The sequence below is a fragment of the Niveispirillum sp. CC-CTL257 genome, assembly GCF_059489915.1.
In genome coordinates, this window is sequence record NZ_JCAJXE010000001.1 from 3,016,457 (window position 1) to 3,032,690 (window position 16,234).

At 64.9% G+C, this 16,234-nt stretch carries 14 protein-coding genes; 6 read left to right on the forward strand and 8 right to left on the reverse strand.

The annotated features are described in order from the left end of the window. Positions 1-62 precede the first annotated feature (62 nt). The gene (gene ilvD, locus ABC729_RS14170) at positions 63-1,922 is read left to right on the forward strand and encodes a dihydroxy-acid dehydratase (RefSeq protein WP_495608198.1); all 1,860 of its coding nucleotides are present in this window, start codon (positions 63-65) and stop codon (positions 1,920-1,922) included. A 173-nt stretch (positions 1,923-2,095) separates the two neighbouring features. Here ilvD and ABC729_RS14175 read toward each other — a convergent pair whose 3' ends face one another. The 3 genes from ABC729_RS14175 to ABC729_RS14185 all read right to left on the reverse strand — a co-directional run bounded on the left by ABC729_RS14175 (position 2,096) and on the right by ABC729_RS14185 (position 4,451). Then, the gene (locus ABC729_RS14175) at positions 2,096-2,302 is read right to left on the reverse strand and encodes a hypothetical protein (protein ID WP_495608199.1); all 207 of its coding nucleotides are present in this window, start codon (positions 2,300-2,302) and stop codon (positions 2,096-2,098) included. A 243-nt stretch (positions 2,303-2,545) separates the two neighbouring features. Continuing rightward, positions 2,546-3,700, reverse strand: coding sequence for a GTP cyclohydrolase II (gene ribA / locus ABC729_RS14180; RefSeq protein WP_495608200.1), 1,155 nt, complete (start codon positions 3,698-3,700; stop codon positions 2,546-2,548). Next, positions 3,693-4,451, reverse strand: coding sequence for a CDP-alcohol phosphatidyltransferase family protein (locus ABC729_RS14185; protein WP_495608201.1), 759 nt, complete (start codon positions 4,449-4,451; stop codon positions 3,693-3,695). Before ABC729_RS14185 ends, ribA begins: the two co-directional genes overlap by 8 nt. Positions 4,452-4,676: 225 nt before the next feature. On the opposite strand from ABC729_RS14185, the gene ABC729_RS14190 reads away from it, so the two are divergent. Together ABC729_RS14190 and ABC729_RS14195 are read left to right on the forward strand one after the other, a co-directional pair. Then, positions 4,677-5,537 carry a hypothetical protein gene (locus ABC729_RS14190; RefSeq protein WP_495608202.1) on the forward strand — a complete coding sequence of 287 codons (861 nt, stop codon included), beginning with the start codon at positions 4,677-4,679 and terminating at the stop codon, positions 5,535-5,537. Beyond that, a complete protein-coding gene (locus tag ABC729_RS14195; protein ID WP_495608203.1) occupies positions 5,527-8,550 on the forward strand; it encodes a tetratricopeptide repeat protein in 3,024 nt (1,007 codons plus the stop codon). The genes ABC729_RS14190 and ABC729_RS14195 overlap by 11 nt, the downstream gene beginning before the upstream one ends. A gap of 10 nt (positions 8,551-8,560) precedes the next feature. On the opposite strand, the gene mltA is transcribed toward ABC729_RS14195, so the two are convergent. Next, positions 8,561-9,772: a murein transglycosylase A gene (gene mltA, locus ABC729_RS14200; RefSeq protein ID WP_495608204.1), complete on the reverse strand. Its 1,212-nt coding sequence runs from the start codon at positions 9,770-9,772 to the stop codon at positions 8,561-8,563. Between the two features lie 75 nt (positions 9,773-9,847). Continuing rightward, a complete protein-coding gene (locus ABC729_RS14205) occupies positions 9,848-10,558 on the reverse strand; it encodes a Tim44/TimA family putative adaptor protein (protein ID WP_495608205.1) in 711 nt (236 codons plus the stop codon). A 137-nt stretch (positions 10,559-10,695) separates the two neighbouring features. Here ABC729_RS14205 and ABC729_RS14210 point away from each other — a divergent pair, with 137 nt between their 5' ends. Beyond that, positions 10,696-11,202 (forward strand): FxsA family protein, encoded by a 507-nt coding sequence (locus ABC729_RS14210; RefSeq protein WP_495608206.1) that lies wholly within the window; start codon positions 10,696-10,698, stop codon positions 11,200-11,202. Here ABC729_RS14210 and ABC729_RS14215 read toward each other — a convergent pair. Beyond that, entirely contained in the window at positions 11,142-12,170 is a 1,029-nt protein-coding gene (locus ABC729_RS14215) for an NAD-dependent epimerase/dehydratase family protein (RefSeq protein WP_495608207.1), read from the reverse strand. The two genes, ABC729_RS14210 and ABC729_RS14215, sit on opposite strands and share 61 nt — an antisense overlap. Before the next feature lie 88 nt (positions 12,171-12,258). Between ABC729_RS14215 and ABC729_RS14220 the strand changes: the two genes are divergently transcribed. Beyond that, the gene (locus ABC729_RS14220; RefSeq protein WP_495608208.1) at positions 12,259-13,161 is read left to right on the forward strand and encodes a LysR family transcriptional regulator; all 903 of its coding nucleotides are present in this window, start codon (positions 12,259-12,261) and stop codon (positions 13,159-13,161) included. Here ABC729_RS14220 and upp read toward each other — a convergent pair whose 3' ends face one another. Beyond that, entirely contained in the window at positions 13,162-13,806 is a 645-nt protein-coding gene (gene upp / locus ABC729_RS14225; protein WP_495608209.1) for a uracil phosphoribosyltransferase, read from the reverse strand. A 147-nt stretch (positions 13,807-13,953) separates the two neighbouring features. Here upp and ABC729_RS14230 point away from each other — a divergent pair, with 147 nt between their 5' ends. After that, a complete protein-coding gene (locus ABC729_RS14230; RefSeq protein ID WP_495608210.1) occupies positions 13,954-15,783 on the forward strand; it encodes an ABCB family ABC transporter ATP-binding protein/permease in 1,830 nt (609 codons plus the stop codon). On the opposite strand, the gene ABC729_RS14235 is transcribed toward ABC729_RS14230, so the two are convergent. Beyond that, positions 15,780-16,157, reverse strand: coding sequence for a hypothetical protein (locus ABC729_RS14235; protein ID WP_495608211.1), 378 nt, complete (start codon positions 16,155-16,157; stop codon positions 15,780-15,782). The two genes, ABC729_RS14230 and ABC729_RS14235, sit on opposite strands and share 4 nt — an antisense overlap. Positions 16,158-16,234: the final 77 nt, after the last annotated feature.

Sequence of the window (16,234 nt, forward strand, 5' to 3'; positions counted from 1 at the left end):
ATTATTCTGTCCATCAGCGATCCGTTTTTGAAATCTTTGAACAAGCCTGAAGGAATTGTCCCGTGCCGCAGCTTCGTTCCCGCAAAAGCACCCATGGCCGCAACATGGCCGGCGCCCGTGGCCTGTGGCGCGCCACCGGCATGAAGGACGAGGATTTCGGCAAGCCCATCGTGGCCATCGCCAATTCCTTCACGCAGTTCGTGCCGGGCCATGTGCATCTGAAGGACCTGGGGCAGCTGGTGGCGCGTGAAGTGGAGTCGGTCGGCGGCGTCGCCAAGGAATTCAACACCATCGCGGTGGATGACGGCATCGCCATGGGCCATGACGGCATGCTCTATTCCCTGCCCTCGCGCGAGGTGATCGCCGACGCGGTGGAATATATGGTCAATGCCCATTGCGCCGACGCCCTGGTCTGCATCTCCAATTGCGACAAGATCACGCCGGGCATGCTGATGGCGGCGCTGCGCCTGAACATCCCCACGATCTTTGTGTCGGGTGGCCCGATGGAGGCCGGCAAGGCGCAGGTCAAGGGCAAGGAAATTGCCATCGACCTGATCGACGCCATGGTCGCCGCCGCTGACGACAAGTACAGCGACGAGGAAGTGAAGGTCATCGAACGGTCGGCCTGCCCGACCTGCGGCTCCTGCTCCGGCATGTTCACGGCCAATTCCATGAACTGCCTGACGGAGGCGCTGGGCCTGTCGCTGCCCGGCAACGGCACCACGCTGGCCACCCATGCCGACCGTCGCCGCCTGTTCGAAGAGGCAGGCCGCCGGATCGTCGGTCTCGCCAAGCGTTACTATGAACAGGATGATGAAGGCGTGCTGCCGCGCTCCATCGCCACGTTCGAGGCGTTCGAGAACGCCATCGCGCTCGACATCGCTATGGGCGGGTCCACCAATACGGTGCTGCACCTGCTGGCCGCCGCGCATGAGGGCGAGGTGAATTTCACCATGGCGGATATCGACCGCCTGTCCCGCCGCGTGCCCAATATCTGCAAGGTGGCCCCTGCCGTTGCCGATGTGCATATCGAGGATGTGCACCGGGCCGGCGGCATCATGGCCATTTTGGGCGAACTGGCCCGTGGCGGCCTGTTGCACACCGATGTGAAGCGCATTGACGCTGACAGTCTGGCCGAGGCGCTGGCCCGTTGGGATGTGGCACAGACCAACAATCCGGAAGTGGCGCACTTCTATAAGGCCGCGCCGGGGGGTGTCCGCACCACGGTGGCCTTCAGCCAAGCCAGCCGTTATCAGGAACTGGACCTGGACCGTGCCAAGGGTGTGATCCGCTCCGTCGACAATGCCTTCTCCAAGGATGGCGGTCTGGCGGTGCTGTTCGGCAATCTGGCCGAAGATGGCTGCATCGTGAAGACGGCGGGTGTGGATGCCTCCGCCCTGGTCTTCGCCGGTCCGGCCCGCGTGTTTGAAAGCCAGGATGCCGCCGTCAGCGCCATTCTGGGCAACCGCATCCACGCCGGCGATGTCGTCCTGATCCGGTATGAGGGGCCGAAGGGTGGGCCGGGCATGCAGGAAATGCTGTACCCGACCAGCTATCTGAAGTCGAAGGGCCTGGGCAAGGTCTGCGCCCTGATCACCGATGGCCGCTTCTCCGGCGGCACCTCGGGCCTGTCCATCGGCCATGCCAGCCCCGAAGCCGCCGAGGGCGGCACCATCGGTCTGGTGGAGGAAGGTGACCGGATCGAGATCGACATCCCCAACCGCCGCATCCATCTGGCCGTGTCGGATGAGGAACTGGCCCGCCGCCGCGCGGATGAGGATGCAAAGGGAGTGGCTGCGTGGCAGCCCGCCGCGCCACGTGAACGTGTCGTTTCACAGGCGCTGAAGGCCTATGCCGCCCTGACCACGTCCGCCGCCAAGGGTGCGGTGCGCGACGTCGGGCAGCTGACGCGGCGGAAGTAAGGTAGAGGTGGGGGGCCGTGAAGAACGGTGGCCATGGCCCCCTTCTCCTGACCGATCAGGGTCAGTTGAGAATTACCCGGGCGGATTGAAGGATTTCAGAGGAATAGTAAACAACGGCCTCTGCATCTCGACAGACCCTTGATGTCTGGCGCTTTCGGCCCGCAGGCGGAAACTCACCGCGATGCCATCAGCGTGCGCTCCAGCATTTCTGCCTTGACGGTGCCGGTATCGACGCGGGCTGTCTGATCCTCCCGGCCGGCATTGCCGGCGGCGACGCCCGCCATGACCAGCAGCAAGGCCGTGGTCAACACCAAACCCATGGCCGACAGTTTCTGACGGTCAACGCGGGAAAGGCGGCGATCCAGGGTGCGGCTGGTCATGGCGGTCATCCTCCAACAGGAAGTCACCAGACCGGTTCGGGGCGGGAAGCCGGCAACTGGCGACCCCTGCAGAACAACAGCCGCTCTGGGCGTGTTCGGGACGGGATTGGGGCCATTTGGCGGCAGGCTTGGCAAGAAAATCGGGCAGGCCAGCCTCGCCCGATATGATGCCGATTGAGCTGGACGCCCCTAACCCCCTATCGCGCTCCCTAGGGGCGCCGTATGGGTGGAGATCTGAGGAGCTTAAAACAGGTGCCCTGATTTCTCGGCCTTGGTGCGCAGGTAGGCCTCGTTATGGCCGTTGGCGGGGAAGATGTGGGGGACGCGTTCCACCACCTCCACGCCACTGGCGGCCAGCTGCGCCATCTTGTCGGGATTGTTGGTCATCAGCCGGACCTGGGTGAAGCCCAGCTGGCGCAGCATGCTGGCGGCCGGCAGATAGACGCGTTCATCGGCGTCAAAGCCCAGCACGGTGTTGGCATCCACCGTGTCCAGCCCGCCATCCTGCAAACGGTAGGCGCGCAGCTTGTTCATCAGGCCGATGCCGCGCCCTTCCTGCGCCAGATAGAGCACGATGCCCTGTCCGGCCTCGGCGATTTCCTTGATGGCCCCGCGCAGCTGTGGGCCACAGTCGCAGCGCAGCGATCCCAGCAGGTCGCCCGTGAAACATTCCGAATGCAGGCGTGCCAGCACGGGCTGCCCCGGCGCGGGGTCGCCGATGATGATGGCCAGATGTTCGGGCCCGCCATCGGTGGGGCGGAAGGCCACGATGCGGGTGCGTTCGGCATCCTCCAGCGGCACGGCGGCCTCTGCCACGCGGGCCAGGCTGCGGGCGGAACGGCGGCGATAGTCAACAATGTCGGCGGCCCGGACCAGCAACAGGTCGTGGCGGCGGGCGAAGCCGACCGCGTCCACCATGCCACCGCGCCCGGCGGGCAGATCGGCCACGATGGCGGCGGGCAGCAGGCGGGCGATCTTGGCCAGGATGGTGGCCGCACCCTCGGCCCCGCCCTCCGGGCTGATGGCACCCGTGGGCTTGGCCGTGCGGGCGGGCCGGGTCGGGTCGGACAGGTCGCGCACCAGATCGGCTGTCAGGCCGGCGGGCGGGGACAGGCGCACGGGGCGATCCAGCGGCACCTCCAGGCCCAGTGCTGCCGCGCGATGGCCCGTCAGCACCAGGGCGGGGGCCGTGCCGGCCAGTTGGGCCAGATGGTTCAGGGCCTGGGTCGTCACCGCCTCTGCCGCCAGCGCCAGAAGGGCGGCACCGGCATCGGTGGTGATCAACACCGCCTCCCCCCGCCGCAATTCGGACAGGGCACGGTCCACCGACCGCTGGGCCGCATGGTCCGGCGGGGTGGCGTGATCGGCGGAGGCGTATTCCAGAACCATGCTATTCATTGTTCATTCCACCACCATCGTGACGGTGGCCGTACAGCCAAACCGTATCGACGGTAAAAGAGAAAAGCAAAAGCCCAAGGGCTGCGCCCACCGCAAAGCCGGTCAGCGGCGGCCCCAGGAGCGGCGTGGCACAGAGCGCCAGCACCCCCACCTGCACCATGCAGATGATGCGGCGGCGCTGGCTGAAGGGCAGGGGATTGTCCAGCCAGGGCCAGACCCGTCCCGCCGCCACAAACAAAGGCCGCAGCATTCCCGTCAGCAGCCCCCACTCCCCTATCTCGCCGGCACGCCAGAGCAGCAGGCAGAGATAAAGGATGGCGACCGTATCCATCTCCATGTCGAACCGGGCGCCATAGGGGCTGGACAGCCCCTGTCGGCGCGCCAGCCAACCATCCACCCCATCCAGCAGCAGTGCCGTGACGGCAATCACGGCCAGCGCCCAGGCGGGGCCTGCATCCAGGTCATGGGCGAAAGGTAGCGCCCCGCCCACCAGGGCCAGCAGCAGCGAACGCAGCAGCGTCACGCGGTTGGCATGGCCCCAATCCCGGCCCCGATGCAGATCCAGCCGCGTCAGCGCGAACCAACCAGCCGGCACAAAGGCCAACAGGCAGAACAGCGCATAGGTTCCCGGCAAAAGCAGCAACGGCCCCACCCCCGCCGCCAGAGCCAACAGCAGCAGGGCACCGGCGGCCAGATGCGCCAGCACGGGGCGGACGCGCATCAGCGGGGGTGGGGAAGGGGCGGCCGTCAATTCCATGCACAATAGTTTGGTGGAATGACGGGATTGGCAAGGGGACTATTCCCCGCGCCCGACACAGCCATCACCATTGCGAGAACAAGCCACCCTGGATAGGATAGATTGGGTAGTCAGACTTTCTTTCCCGTACCGATACGCGAAGGTCCAATGTCGAAAGGTGCCACAGCCCCGGAAGAGCGATGTTCCGCACGAACAGCGAACGGCCCATGCCAGGAACTCGTGTCCGAGGACAAGCATCTTTGCAAGTACGGTCACCGCTGCGGAACCTTGAATGTCAGGGCTGCACGCCTCCCCGAGGAGGTTGAGGCGCTGGACCAACGTTATCAGGATGCAAAGGCCAGTCTTGCGGGGCTGAATCTGCAAGATCTGGGATCGCAGTTCGAGCACGCGGTGCAGCAGCGGGCCATCGCGGTGATCAATACGCATTATGGTTTTATTAAAAACATGGTGGTGGGTGGAGAGAAATATCTAAATTATTACGAAAGAAAACAGGCAAAAATTGACGATCCACCCTCAATAATAGCCAATCAGAATCGCCAAATGGTGGACGGCTATGCCTATGCGGAATATGGGCGTAAGTTGCGTTTCGCGGCGATGGCCTTGGATGCACGGGGTCTGCCATCCTACGGCCCTGTCACAATGGTTCTGAAGTCCGAACTGGTCGAGTCACGTGGCTCTCTGCTTGAACGTAATTCCTATCATTTCGTGACGGAACATTGCTGCAAAGCTGCGGATGACTCGCCCTTTCCGTTTCAGCAGGCACCGAGGGGATATCGGGCGGATTGGGCCAACCGGCATCGGCTGGCCCTGGCCAAGCATGCAACGGATTTGGCGCCGGGAATGAACAGCGGTGATTTCGACGCGTTGATCCTTTCTCCCGGTGAGGGCGAGGGGATCAAGGCGCGCAAACTCGACAGGTTTGTCGAGATCGGCATCTATGATTCATTTGGAATAGAGTTTGTTCGGGAGATACATGCGCCGTCAAAAGCCTCCAATGATGAGAATGACGATGTCCTGGCCGATGCCATTGAAAAAATGAAAGAAAATAAAGTTGAATGGTGCTGGTACGATGAAAATTGAATCAGCAGAGATATTTGAGGATATAGGCATCGCCGTCTTCCATCTCGGCGATGAGTGCTATGTATTGCCGGAACATAGTCCGCAGCAGCCGGTCAGCGTCGACCCGCATCACCTGCTGGTGTCCGGTGAAGAAGGGGCGCTGGGCTTTGTTCAACGTGATACCGACGTGGACAGCCTGGGAAGACTGGTGTGCCAGCTTTATCGCGCCCATAATGCCTGGCACTTTCTGCGAGTCGCGGTGGATCCGCAGGCGTCGGAATCCCGGCGGGCGCGCGCCATCGCCGGGGTGGAGCGGCGGTTGGTCGATACGCATCCGGCCCGGTATGTGCGCCTGCGCCTGATGCTGGTGCCGTTGCCGGACGATAGCGATCTGTCGGGCACCCTGGCCCAGGCGCGCGGGCGCGATTGCACAGCCATGGCGACCCTGTTGGGCCAGATTCGTGAACGGCGGGATATTGTCGCCCGCATGCGGACCGTGGTGCGGCAGCGGCTGGCCCCCCTTTATGCCACCGAACCGGTGGAGAGCGTGCTGGATGCCGGCCAGGTGCTGTTCGATCACTGCACGGATGACGGCGATCCAGGGTACGGTGCCTATAAGCTGGCCGATTCTCCCGGTGGGCAGGGCCGGCACCTGCCACAGACCCTCAAGGACGTGATCTACGCCGCCTTTGACTGTCTTGAACCGGCATCGGCAGGGGATGACGATGCGATGCGGGATGATGGCGAGGCCGACCGCTACCGCAAGCCGAAACCAGCGAAGCCGCGTAAAGGCCATCAGTCAAAGCCGACGCTGGACGCGGACGAGGATATTGACGAGACGAGACCTGCGGCCCCAGCCGCCGAAGCATGGCGCGAGTTGCTGCGGGACTGGCCGGTGCCGAGCCGTCCGGCGGATATCAAGCGCATCGACCGCCAGATCGCCGCCGCTCTCGACCAATTGACACGTGGCCGCATCGACCAGTTCTGGACCTTCCTGACCGATCTGATCCGCGACCAGCGCAACACCAGCCGTGAGGAACATATCGCCAAAAGCCTGTGCCGCGTGGTGAGCGGTGCCTTGGACCTGTCGCAGGTGGCGGTCGCGGATATGCTGTCGGAAGCGGTGGTCGAGCTGCTGCCCGTCGATGCGCATGTGTTTAGCATCCGGGCCGAGGTTTTGCGACGGATCGGGCACCTTGATCTGGCGGAGGAGATCTACCGTCGCTCGATTGATCTTTTCCCGCAGAATGCTGTTCCCTGGAATGGCCTTGCGGAGACGTTGCGTCAGCAGGGTCGCTTGCGGGAAGCGGAGGATATCTACCGTCGCTCGATTGATCTTTTCCCGCAGAATGCCTTTCCCCTGACTGGCCTTGCGGAGACGCTGCGTCAGCAGGGGCGCTTGCGGGAAGCGGAGGATATCTACCGTCGCTCGATTGATCTTTTCCCGCAGAATGCTGTTCCCTTGAATGGCCTTGCGGAGACGCTGCGTCAGCAGGGCCGCTTGCGGGAAGCGGAGGATATCTACCGTCGCTCGATTGATCTTTTCCCGCATGATGCTGTTCCCCTGACTGGCCTTGCGGAGACGCTGCGTCAGCAGGGCCGCTTGCGGGAAGCGGAGGATATCTACCGTCGCTCGATTGATCTTTTCCCGCAGAATGCCTTTCCCCTGACTGGCCTTGCGGAGACGCTGCGTCAGCAGGGGCGCTTGCGGGAAGCGGAGGATATCTACCGTCGCTCGATTGATCTTTTCCCGCATGATGCTTTTCCCCTGACTGGCCTTGCGGAGACGCTGCGTCAGCAGGGCCGCTTGCGGGAAGCGGAGGATATCTACCGTCGCTCGATTGATCTTTTCCCGCATGATGCTGTTCCCCTGACTGGCCTTGCGGAGACGCTGCGTCAGCAGGGCCGCTTGCGAGAAGCGGAGGATATCTACCGTCGCTCGATTGATCTTTTCCTGCATGATGCTGTTCCCTTGAATGGCCTTGCGGAGACGCTGCGTCAGCAGGGCCGCTTGCGGGAAGCGGAGGATATCTACCGTCGCTCGATTGATCTTTTCCCGCATGATGCTTTTCCCCTGACTGGCCTTGCGGAGACGCTGCGTCAGCAGGGCCGCTTGCGGGAAGCGGAGGATATCTACCGTCGCTCGATTGATCTTTTCCCGCATGATGCTTTTCCCCTGACTGGCCTTGCGGAGACGCTGCGTCAGCAGGGTCGCTTGCGGGAAGCGGAGGATATCTACCGTCGCTCGATTGATCTTTTCCCGCAGAATGCTGTTCCCTTGAATGGCCTTGCGGAGACGCTGCGTCAGCAGGGCCGCTTGCGGGAAGCGGAGGATATCTACCGTCGCTCGATTGATCTTTTCCCGCAGAATGCTGTTCCCTTGAATGGCCTTGCGGAGACGCTGCGTCAGCAGGGGCGAATGAATGCAGCGGAAGAGACATATCGGCAGGTGATGGAACGGTTTCCGCAGGATGGCTATGCCCGCGCCGGATTGGCCACGACGCTGATGGCGCGGCGGGCCTTTGCCGAGGTTCACGCCTTGCTGACGAAGCCGGCCTATGTAACCGAACAAGATTGGGTCGATTATCACATCCTGGCCATGAGTTACCTGCGCGACGGGCAGGTGGCGCGGGCGCGGACCATGCTGGCGCAGGGGTTGGAGCAGTGCCCGTTCGCCTCGCGCCCTTTCTATCAAACCGCGCTTGTCGTTGCCGATCTCGCGCTGGGCGCGCATCAGGCGGCGCTGGACAATGTCGTGATCGCGGATTTCAGGGGCGGGGCGGGGCGGGCTGTCGGCGGTCTGTTGCGGTTGCATGCCCTGGCGGGGCTGAACCAGGTGGGGGATGCGCGGGCCCAGCGTCAGGCCCTGGAACTGACCGACGACGGGCAACGCCGCCTGCTGGCCAAGCTGGACCGCCGCTATGGGCTTGCCGGTGGTACGCCGCCGGCTGCGGAGGTGGATCGCCGCGAGCTGGATGCCCGTATCATCGATGCAGAGGCGGATATTCTGATGGACCTGCTTCGCGCCGCGTGAGCGGCACGGATCAGGAGATCGGCGGCGTCACACCCTTGGGCAGCAGCAGCCAGTAACGGCCGGGGCTTTTCATCAGGCCGGCGCGCTGTTCGGCGTCGGCCCCATGGCCCCAGAACACGTCGCCGCGCACAGGCCCGCGAATGGCGCCGCCCGTATCCTGTGCCACCATCAGGCGGCGGATGCGGGTTTTGGCGTCCAGCGGGTCCTGCGCGTCCAGCCACAGGGGCACGCCATAGGCGATGAAGGTCCGGTCCACGGCCAGCGAGCGGCCCGGCGTCAGGGCCACACCCTGCGCGCCCAGCGGCCCCTCCCCCTCCAGCCGACGGAAGAACACATAGGATGGGTTGGTGTTCATGACGGCCGCCGCCTGGGCCGGGTTCGCCTCCAGCCAGGCGCGGATCGACTGCATCGACACGTCTTCCTTGGCGAGCGCACCGCGCGCCACCAGCTCCCGCCCGATGGCGAAATAGGGCTGGCCATTCTGCCCGTCATAGCCGATGCGGATCTGGCTGCCATCGGGCAGGGTCACACGGCCCGATCCCTGGATCTGCAAAAAGAAGGCATCAACCGGGTCATCGACATACAGCAGTTCCAGACCCTTGCCGTTCAGGGCACCGGCCTCGATCGCCTTGCGGTCGGCATAGGGTTTCAGCTGACCATCGACCACGCGGCCCGCAATGCGCTCCCCCTTCAGGTTGGGGCGGAATTCGCCAAGCTCCACCATCACCAGATCGGCGGGACGCTTGTAGAGCGGGGTCTGGTACTTGCCCTGACGCTTGAACGATCCGCGCAGCGCGCTTTCGTAATAGCCGGTGAACAGGCCCTCGGCGTCGCCATTGTCAGTGGCGACCCAGGGCTGGAACAGGCTTTCGATGGTGCGCCGCAGGGCAACATGGTCACCCGCCGGCAGTTTGGCGATGGCGGCGCAGGGGCCGGTCCAGTCGCTGATCCGGCCCATCATGCCGTCAGGCCCCAGGGCGCGGTCGCCCGGCTGCTTCACCAGCCTGTCACAGCTTTTCAACAGGGCCGGCAGCGCATCGGCGGTGCGGTCCACGGACCAGCCGGGCAGGTCGCTGAAACTGGCGGGACGCAGGGTCAGGCGCGCGGCGGGCTTCTCAGCCTCCGCCGGGGTGGATGGCGTGGCGGGCGGCTTGGCCGGTTGCGAGGCGCAGCCGGCCAGCAGGCCAAGGGCGAACAGGGCGGCAAGGGAATGACGGCGCATTGGGCAATCCATGGGGCGGACATGGAAAGGGCGCCCGGCAAGGGGCGCCCCGGAAGGACGGGCGGCAGGGCGGTATCAACCGCCGCTGCGGGTTTCAGACAAGTGCCAGTTCGGATCGCTGGCGCGGGTATTGCGGCTGAAGGTCCAGATATCGACCACTTCTTCGGGCCGGCTCTCATCTCCATCGACCACCGCACCGGCGGCGTCGCGTGTGACATGGGTCTGGCGGGTCGTGAAGGTGACGGTGCAGCGGGCCGTGCGGCCATCCAGCTGTGCGGCCGACAGGTCCACGGCTTCGAAGGAATGGATGCGGCTATCCAGCGTCTCACCCGCCGCCTGCCGGTCGCGGATGGCGGCGGCGAACCGGTCGTAGACATCATCGGCCAGCAGCGGGCGCAGGGTGGGTGTGTCACCCTCGGCATAGGCCTTCACGATCATTTCGAACGCGGCCTTGGCACCCTGCAGGAAGGTCCGCTCGTTGAAGTTGGGATCGGCGGCGCGGATCAGGCGCAGGCCATCTTCCAGCGAGACGGGGCCGGACGGGTCCGGCAGGTCGGACAGATCGGGGGCGGGGCCGCGACCGGGCAGCGGAATGACATTGTCGCCCTCCACCGTGGGGCCGGTGGCACCATTATTGTCGCGCGGGGTGAAGGGATTGGGACGCTCCCGCTCCTCCCCATGCTTGCGGCCAAGCACATTGCGCAGGCGATAGATGAAGAACGCCGCCACCATCGCGAAAATCAGAATTTCCAGCCAGACGGAGCCGCCGCCCATCGCATCACCCATTTCTGCCCTTGCGCCCGGCCGGGTATCTACACCATCTGATGCGGGTGGCATCCTCTCGCCATCCGCCCGCCGGGGCGTTAATTTATGAAAGCCTGTCCGTTAGATAGGCTCTCAATCGTCAAAGAGCAAGGACAGCCATGCGTTTCCTCCTTCCGTTGCTGCTGCTTCCGCTGCTGGAAATCGCGGGTTTCGCCTGGGTCGGGTCCCAACTGGGGGCCATCAGCACGGTTTTGCTGGTGGTGCTGTCGGGGGTTATCGGCGTCCTGCTGCTGCAACGGACGGGCCTGGAAAGCGTGCGCCGGGCCCAGATGGGGCTGCGCACCGGCGAGACGGAGCCGATGCGCCAGATGTTTGGCGGGCTCTGTACGGCCTTCTCCGCCATTTTGTTCCTGATCCCCGGCTTTATCACCGATATCCTGGCCCTGATCCTGTTCCTACCCCCGGTGCGCAATGCCCTGCTGGCCCGCATGACCATCTTCATGCAGGTCAACGGCCAGACGGTCCGGTCGCGCCCGTCGCCGCGCGGCGGCAATCCCGTGATCGATGTCGAGTATGAGGATGTGTCGCGCCCCGGCAGCGGCGATCAGGCGGGCGACCTGCCCCTGCCCGACAGCAAGTGGCGCCCGCCGGGCGACAATGCCTGATCGACAGGCGGCAGGCAGCCCAGGCCCATCAACGTGTCCGCGACGGCCCGGTCGAGCGGCGTGTGCGGCACGCGGCCCAAAAAGGTCGTGAGTTTATCGCCCGGCATGCGCAGCGGTTGTTCCCAGAGATAGCGCATGCCGGCAATTTCCCGGATCATCGGCATGAACAGCCCGGCCAGCCGGACCAGGGGCCAGTTCAGCCGGTTCACGGGCAGGTCGGGCGTTCCCGTCACGCGGCGGATGGCATCGGCCATTGCCATCCCGTCCGCATCCCAATGGCCTGCGAAATGGAACCGGGCGAAGGCCGGCAGGTCGCCCTCCCGGTCCAGCAATGCCAGCATTGTGTCGGCCAGATCAGGCAGATAGGCCCATTGATGGCCGATGCCGGGACGGCCCGGCAGGGTGACGGCTTTGACCGGCTGCCCCGCCTTGACCATGCCTTGCGCAAACCAGCTGTTGCCCGCACGCGGCCCGAAGAAATCACCGGCCCGCAGGATCAGCGCACGGCCCCCGTCATCGGCCAGACGCCTTATCCGATGCTCTAGCGCCACGCGGATGCGGCCTTTCTCGGTCACCGGATTCTGCGGTGCATCTTCCGTCAGCGAGGTGCCGGCGTCGGGCCCGAAATTATAGATGGTGCCGGGCAGGACCAGCCGTGCGCCTGTGGCCCGCGCCGCCGCGACAGACGCGTCGATCATCGGCAGGACCAGTTCGGCCCAGCGGCGGTATCCGGGCGGGTTCACAGCGTGCAGAATGACATCCACCCCTTGGGCAGCCCCCACCACGCTGCCGGCATCCATGGCGTCACCCTGCCGCCATTCCAGGCCCGGCATCAGACCTGCCACCTTGTGCGGATCACGGTGCAGGGCGCGCACCTGCCAACCGCGCGACAGCATCCGCTGCGCCACTTCTCCACCCACACCGCCCGTGGCCCCCAGGATCAGGGCTGCTCCGTTCGTCCGCATCATGACCTCCATCACGTTGATGGGGAGACTTTGGACCGCGCCCGTGTTAAACGGAATTCGACAAATACTTGGTCATACCATACGAAAATAGATGAATAATCGCTCCGATCCCGAATGGGACCTCTACCGCAGTTTCGCCTCTGTGCTGCGTGAAGGCTCGTTGTCGGCGGCGGCCCGTGCATTGGGCCTGACGCAGCCGACCCTGACCCGCCATATCGATGCCCTGGAACAGGGGCTGGGCCTGACCCTGTTCACCCGCTCGCAACGCGGGCTGCTGCCCACGCCGGCGGCGTTTGAAATCGCACCCTATGCCGATCATCTGGCGGCCACGGTTGCGGCCCTGCGCCGCGCGGCGGGCGGTCAGGGAGGGGCGGTACGCGGCACCGTGCGCGTGACCGCCAGCGAGGCGGTGGGGGCCGAGGTGCTGCCCCCCATTCTGGCGGAGCTGCGGCAACGGCACCCCGATCTGGTGGTGGAGTTACAGCTATCCAACCGGGTGCAGGATCTGTTGCGCCGCGACGCCGATATCGCGGTGCGAATGGTGGAGCCGGCACAGGATGTGCTGCTGGTGCGCCGCCTGGGTGCCATCCGCCTGGGCCTGTTCGCCCATCGCCGCTATGCCGCGCGCTGGGGGTTGCCGGAAGACGCAGCGGCGCTTCACGGCCACGCCCTGATCGGCCCCGACCAGGATGCACCCTTCGTGCGGGTAGCCAAACAGGCGTTGCCGCTGTTGGCCGATCTTCGCTTTACCTTGAAAACCGACAGTGATCTGGCTGCCCTGGCCGCCATCCGCGCCGGCTACGGTATCGGCATCTGCCAGACGGGCATTGCCGCGCGCGATCCCGACCTGCTGCCGGTCCTGTCCGGCCTGTTAGACCCGCTGTCCCTGCCGGTTTTTATGGTGATGCACGAAGATTTGAAGGCCACACCCCGATGCCGTGTTGTGTTTGACCTGCTGGCATCGGGGTTGGCCGATTATATCAGCACCTGCTGATCACTTGGTCCCGAACAGACGGTCGCCGGCATCGCCCAGGCCGGGCACAATATAGGCGTTTTCGTTCAGGTGGCTGTCGAGGGCCGCCGTATAGACCGGCACATCGGGATGGGCGGCGTGGAAGGTGCGCACGCCCTCCGGGGCGGATACCAGGGCCATGAAGCGGATCTGGCTGTCGGGCACGCCATGGCGGTTCAACACATCGACGGCATGCACCGCCGAATGGCCCGTGGCCAGCATCGGATCGACCAGGATAAACAGGCGGCCCTCCGGGTCCGGCAGCTTCACCAGATATTCCACGGGCCGCTTGGTTTCATGATCGCGGTAGAGGCCGATATGCCCCTCGCGTGCGGCGGGGACCAGTTCCATCAAGCCTTCCGCCATCACCAGACCGGCGCGCAGGATGGGCACCACCGCCAGCTTCTTGCCCTCAATCACGGGCGCGTCCATGGGGCAGAGCGGGGTTTCGATCGCCTGCGTGGTCAGCGGCAGATCGCGCGTGATCTCGTACCCCATCAGCAGCGCAATCTCGCGCAGCAATTGCCGGAACCCCATGGTCGACCGCGTCTTGTCCCGCATGCAGGACAGCTTGTGCTGGATCAGCGGGTGATCGAAGACGAACAGGTTGGGAAAATCGCTGCGCATGGCGGGGTCCGGGGCTGGGAAAGGGTCCGGGGTGCAGAATAGCCAAGGCGCGCGGTCAAATACCAGCCATGCCAAAGCCCCGCGCTGTCATTTGCCGGCTTCCCTCCATATGATCGCTTCCCGCCTTGCCCCCATCCCCGGATCATCATGCGCCGTCACGACCGCCCCAATGGCAGCCACGAGCCTTCACAGCGATCCAAGCGCCTGAGCGATGGGCAGGTGCTGCGAGCGCTGCTGCCCTATCTCTGGCCGGTCGGGCAGACGGGGATCAAGGTGCGGGTGGTCGCGGCGCTTCTGTTCCTGGCGGCGGCCAAGGCGGCCAATGTCTCCGTTCCCATCTGGTACAAGGGCGCGGTCGATGCCCTGACGGCGGGCGGCAATCTGGCGGCCAGCCCAGCGGTGGCGATCCCGGTCGGTTTCATCCTGGCCTATGGCTTGGCACGGGTGTTGAGCCTGGCGTTCGGCGAACTGCGCGACGCGATTTTTGAACGGGTCAGCCAGCGGGCCATGCGGGTGGCGGCCCTGAATGTCTTCCGGCATCTGCATTCGCTGTCCCTGCGCTTTCATCTGGAGCGGCAGACGGGGGGCCTCAGCCGCGTGGTGGAACGCGGGACCAAGGCCATCGACAGTCTGCTGGGCACGTCCTTGTTCAATGTGCTGCCCACCTTGCTGGAAATCCTGCTGGTGACGGGCATCCTCTGGCATCTGTTCGATATCCGCTTCGCCGCCGTCACCTTTGCGACCGTCGCCGGCTATATCTGGTACACGATTGCCGTCACCAACTGGCGCACCCGTATCCGCCGCGACATGCTGGACGCCGATACGCGGGCCAGCGCCAAGGCCATCGACAGTCTGCTGAATTACGAGACGGTCAAATATTTCGGCAATGAGGGGTTCGAGGCGACGCGGTACGACAAGGCGCTGCGCGCCTATGAGGATGCGGCAGTGCGCACGCAATCCTCGCTGTCGCTGCTGAATGTCGGGCAGGGGATCATCATTGCGGGCGGTGTGGTCAGCGTCATGTGGATGGCGGCGGGCGGCATCATCCGGGGCGAGCTGACCATCGGCGATTTCGTGCTGGTGAACACCTATCTGCTGCAACTCTACCAGCCGCTGAATATTTTCGGCTTCGTCTATCGCGGCATCAAGGAATCGCTGAACGAGATGGAGCGGATGTTCGAGCTGCTATCCGTGAACCGGGAAGTGGAGGATGCTGCCGATGCCCGACCGCTGTCGGCTCAGGGCGGGGAAATCCGGTTCGAGGGGGTGGAGTTCGCCTATGATGCCCGCCGTCCCATCCTGAAAGGCCTGGATTTCACGGTGCCGGCGGGGCACACGGTGGCCGTGGTCGGGCCCACGGGGGCCGGGAAATCTACCCTGTCGCGGCTGCTCTACCGGTTTTATGACGTGACGGGCGGGCGGGTGCTGGTCGATGGGCAGGATGTGCGGGACGTGACGCAGGACAGCCTGCGCGCCGCCATCGGCATCGTCCCGCAGGATACGGTGCTGTTCAACGACACGATCCGTTACAACATCGCCTATGGTCGCCCCGGTGCGGCCCAGGCTGATCTGGAACGGGTGGCTGAGGCCGCGCAGATTGGTGATTTCATCAATGGTCTGCCCGATGGCTGGGACACGATGGTGGGCGAACGCGGGTTGAAACTGTCGGGCGGGGAAAAGCAGCGCGTGGCCATTGCCCGCACCCTGCTGAAGGACCCGCCCATCTTGATCCTGGACGAAGCGACATCGGCGCTGGACACCCATACGGAGCGGGAGATCCAGGCGGCGCTGGGCCTCGCCGCCCGTGGTCGCACCACCCTGGTCATCGCGCATCGCCTGTCCACGGTCGTGGACGCGGACGAGATCATCGTGCTGGAAGCCGGGCGTATCGCCGAGCGCGGCAGCCACGCGGCGCTGCTGTCCCAGGGCGGGGCCTATGCGGCGCTGTGGGCGAAGCAGCAGGAGACGGCGGCTTAATCCGCACGGCCCTCCAACCACCCGCCCAACCGTTCCCGCTCCGCCCCCGACAGGTCGTAGAAGGCCACGCCCAGGCCGCCATGGCGGCGCCAGGCGACGACGGCGTCGCCGGCAATGTCGAAATCGCCCAGGGTCAGGACGAAGCTGAACCGGTCCTGCGGGTTCAGCAGGCCGCGATAGCCCACCACGCACATGCCGGCACTGTTGACCTCTGTCACGGCCAGGACCTGTTCATTCACCATTGCCGACACGCCGGCCAGCGGCGGGTAGGTCTGCGGACGGCGGCGGAACAGCCGGGTCAGCCAGCGGCGCAGCGGCGGCAGGGCCGCGATGGGGCGGGCCGGGCTGTGGCTGGTCTGGACGGTGGCGGTCATGGGCGCAGTCCTGGGGATAAATCTGGGGGCAGGCCGGTGGATTTCGTGGGGGCCGATTGTGGGTGGAGCGGTGGATA

Bases quoted from the DNA above. Each gene is read 5' to 3' on its own strand.
- ABC729_RS14175 (WP_495608199.1), bottom strand. From the start codon at position 2,302: ATGACCAGCCGCACCCTGGATCGCCGCCTTTCCCGCGTTGACCGTCAG.
- ribA (WP_495608200.1), bottom strand. From the start codon at position 3,700: ATGAATAGCATGGTTCTGGAATACGCCTCCGCCGATCACGCCACCCCG.
- ABC729_RS14195 (WP_495608203.1), top strand. From the start codon at position 5,527: ATGAAAATTGAATCAGCAGAGATATTTGAGGATATAGGCATCGCCGTC.
- mltA (WP_495608204.1), bottom strand. From the start codon at position 9,772: ATGCGCCGTCATTCCCTTGCCGCCCTGTTCGCCCTTGGCCTGCTGGCC.
- ABC729_RS14205 (WP_495608205.1), bottom strand. From the start codon at position 10,558: ATGGGTGATGCGATGGGCGGCGGCTCCGTCTGGCTGGAAATTCTGATT.
- ABC729_RS14210 (WP_495608206.1), top strand. From the start codon at position 10,696: ATGCGTTTCCTCCTTCCGTTGCTGCTGCTTCCGCTGCTGGAAATCGCG.
- ABC729_RS14215 (WP_495608207.1), bottom strand. From the start codon at position 12,170: ATGATGCGGACGAACGGAGCAGCCCTGATCCTGGGGGCCACGGGCGGT.
- ABC729_RS14220 (WP_495608208.1), top strand. From the start codon at position 12,259: ATGAATAATCGCTCCGATCCCGAATGGGACCTCTACCGCAGTTTCGCC.
- upp (WP_495608209.1), bottom strand. From the start codon at position 13,806: ATGCGCAGCGATTTTCCCAACCTGTTCGTCTTCGATCACCCGCTGATC.
- ABC729_RS14230 (WP_495608210.1), top strand. From the start codon at position 13,954: ATGCGCCGTCACGACCGCCCCAATGGCAGCCACGAGCCTTCACAGCGA.
- ABC729_RS14235 (WP_495608211.1), bottom strand. From the start codon at position 16,157: ATGACCGCCACCGTCCAGACCAGCCACAGCCCGGCCCGCCCCATCGCG.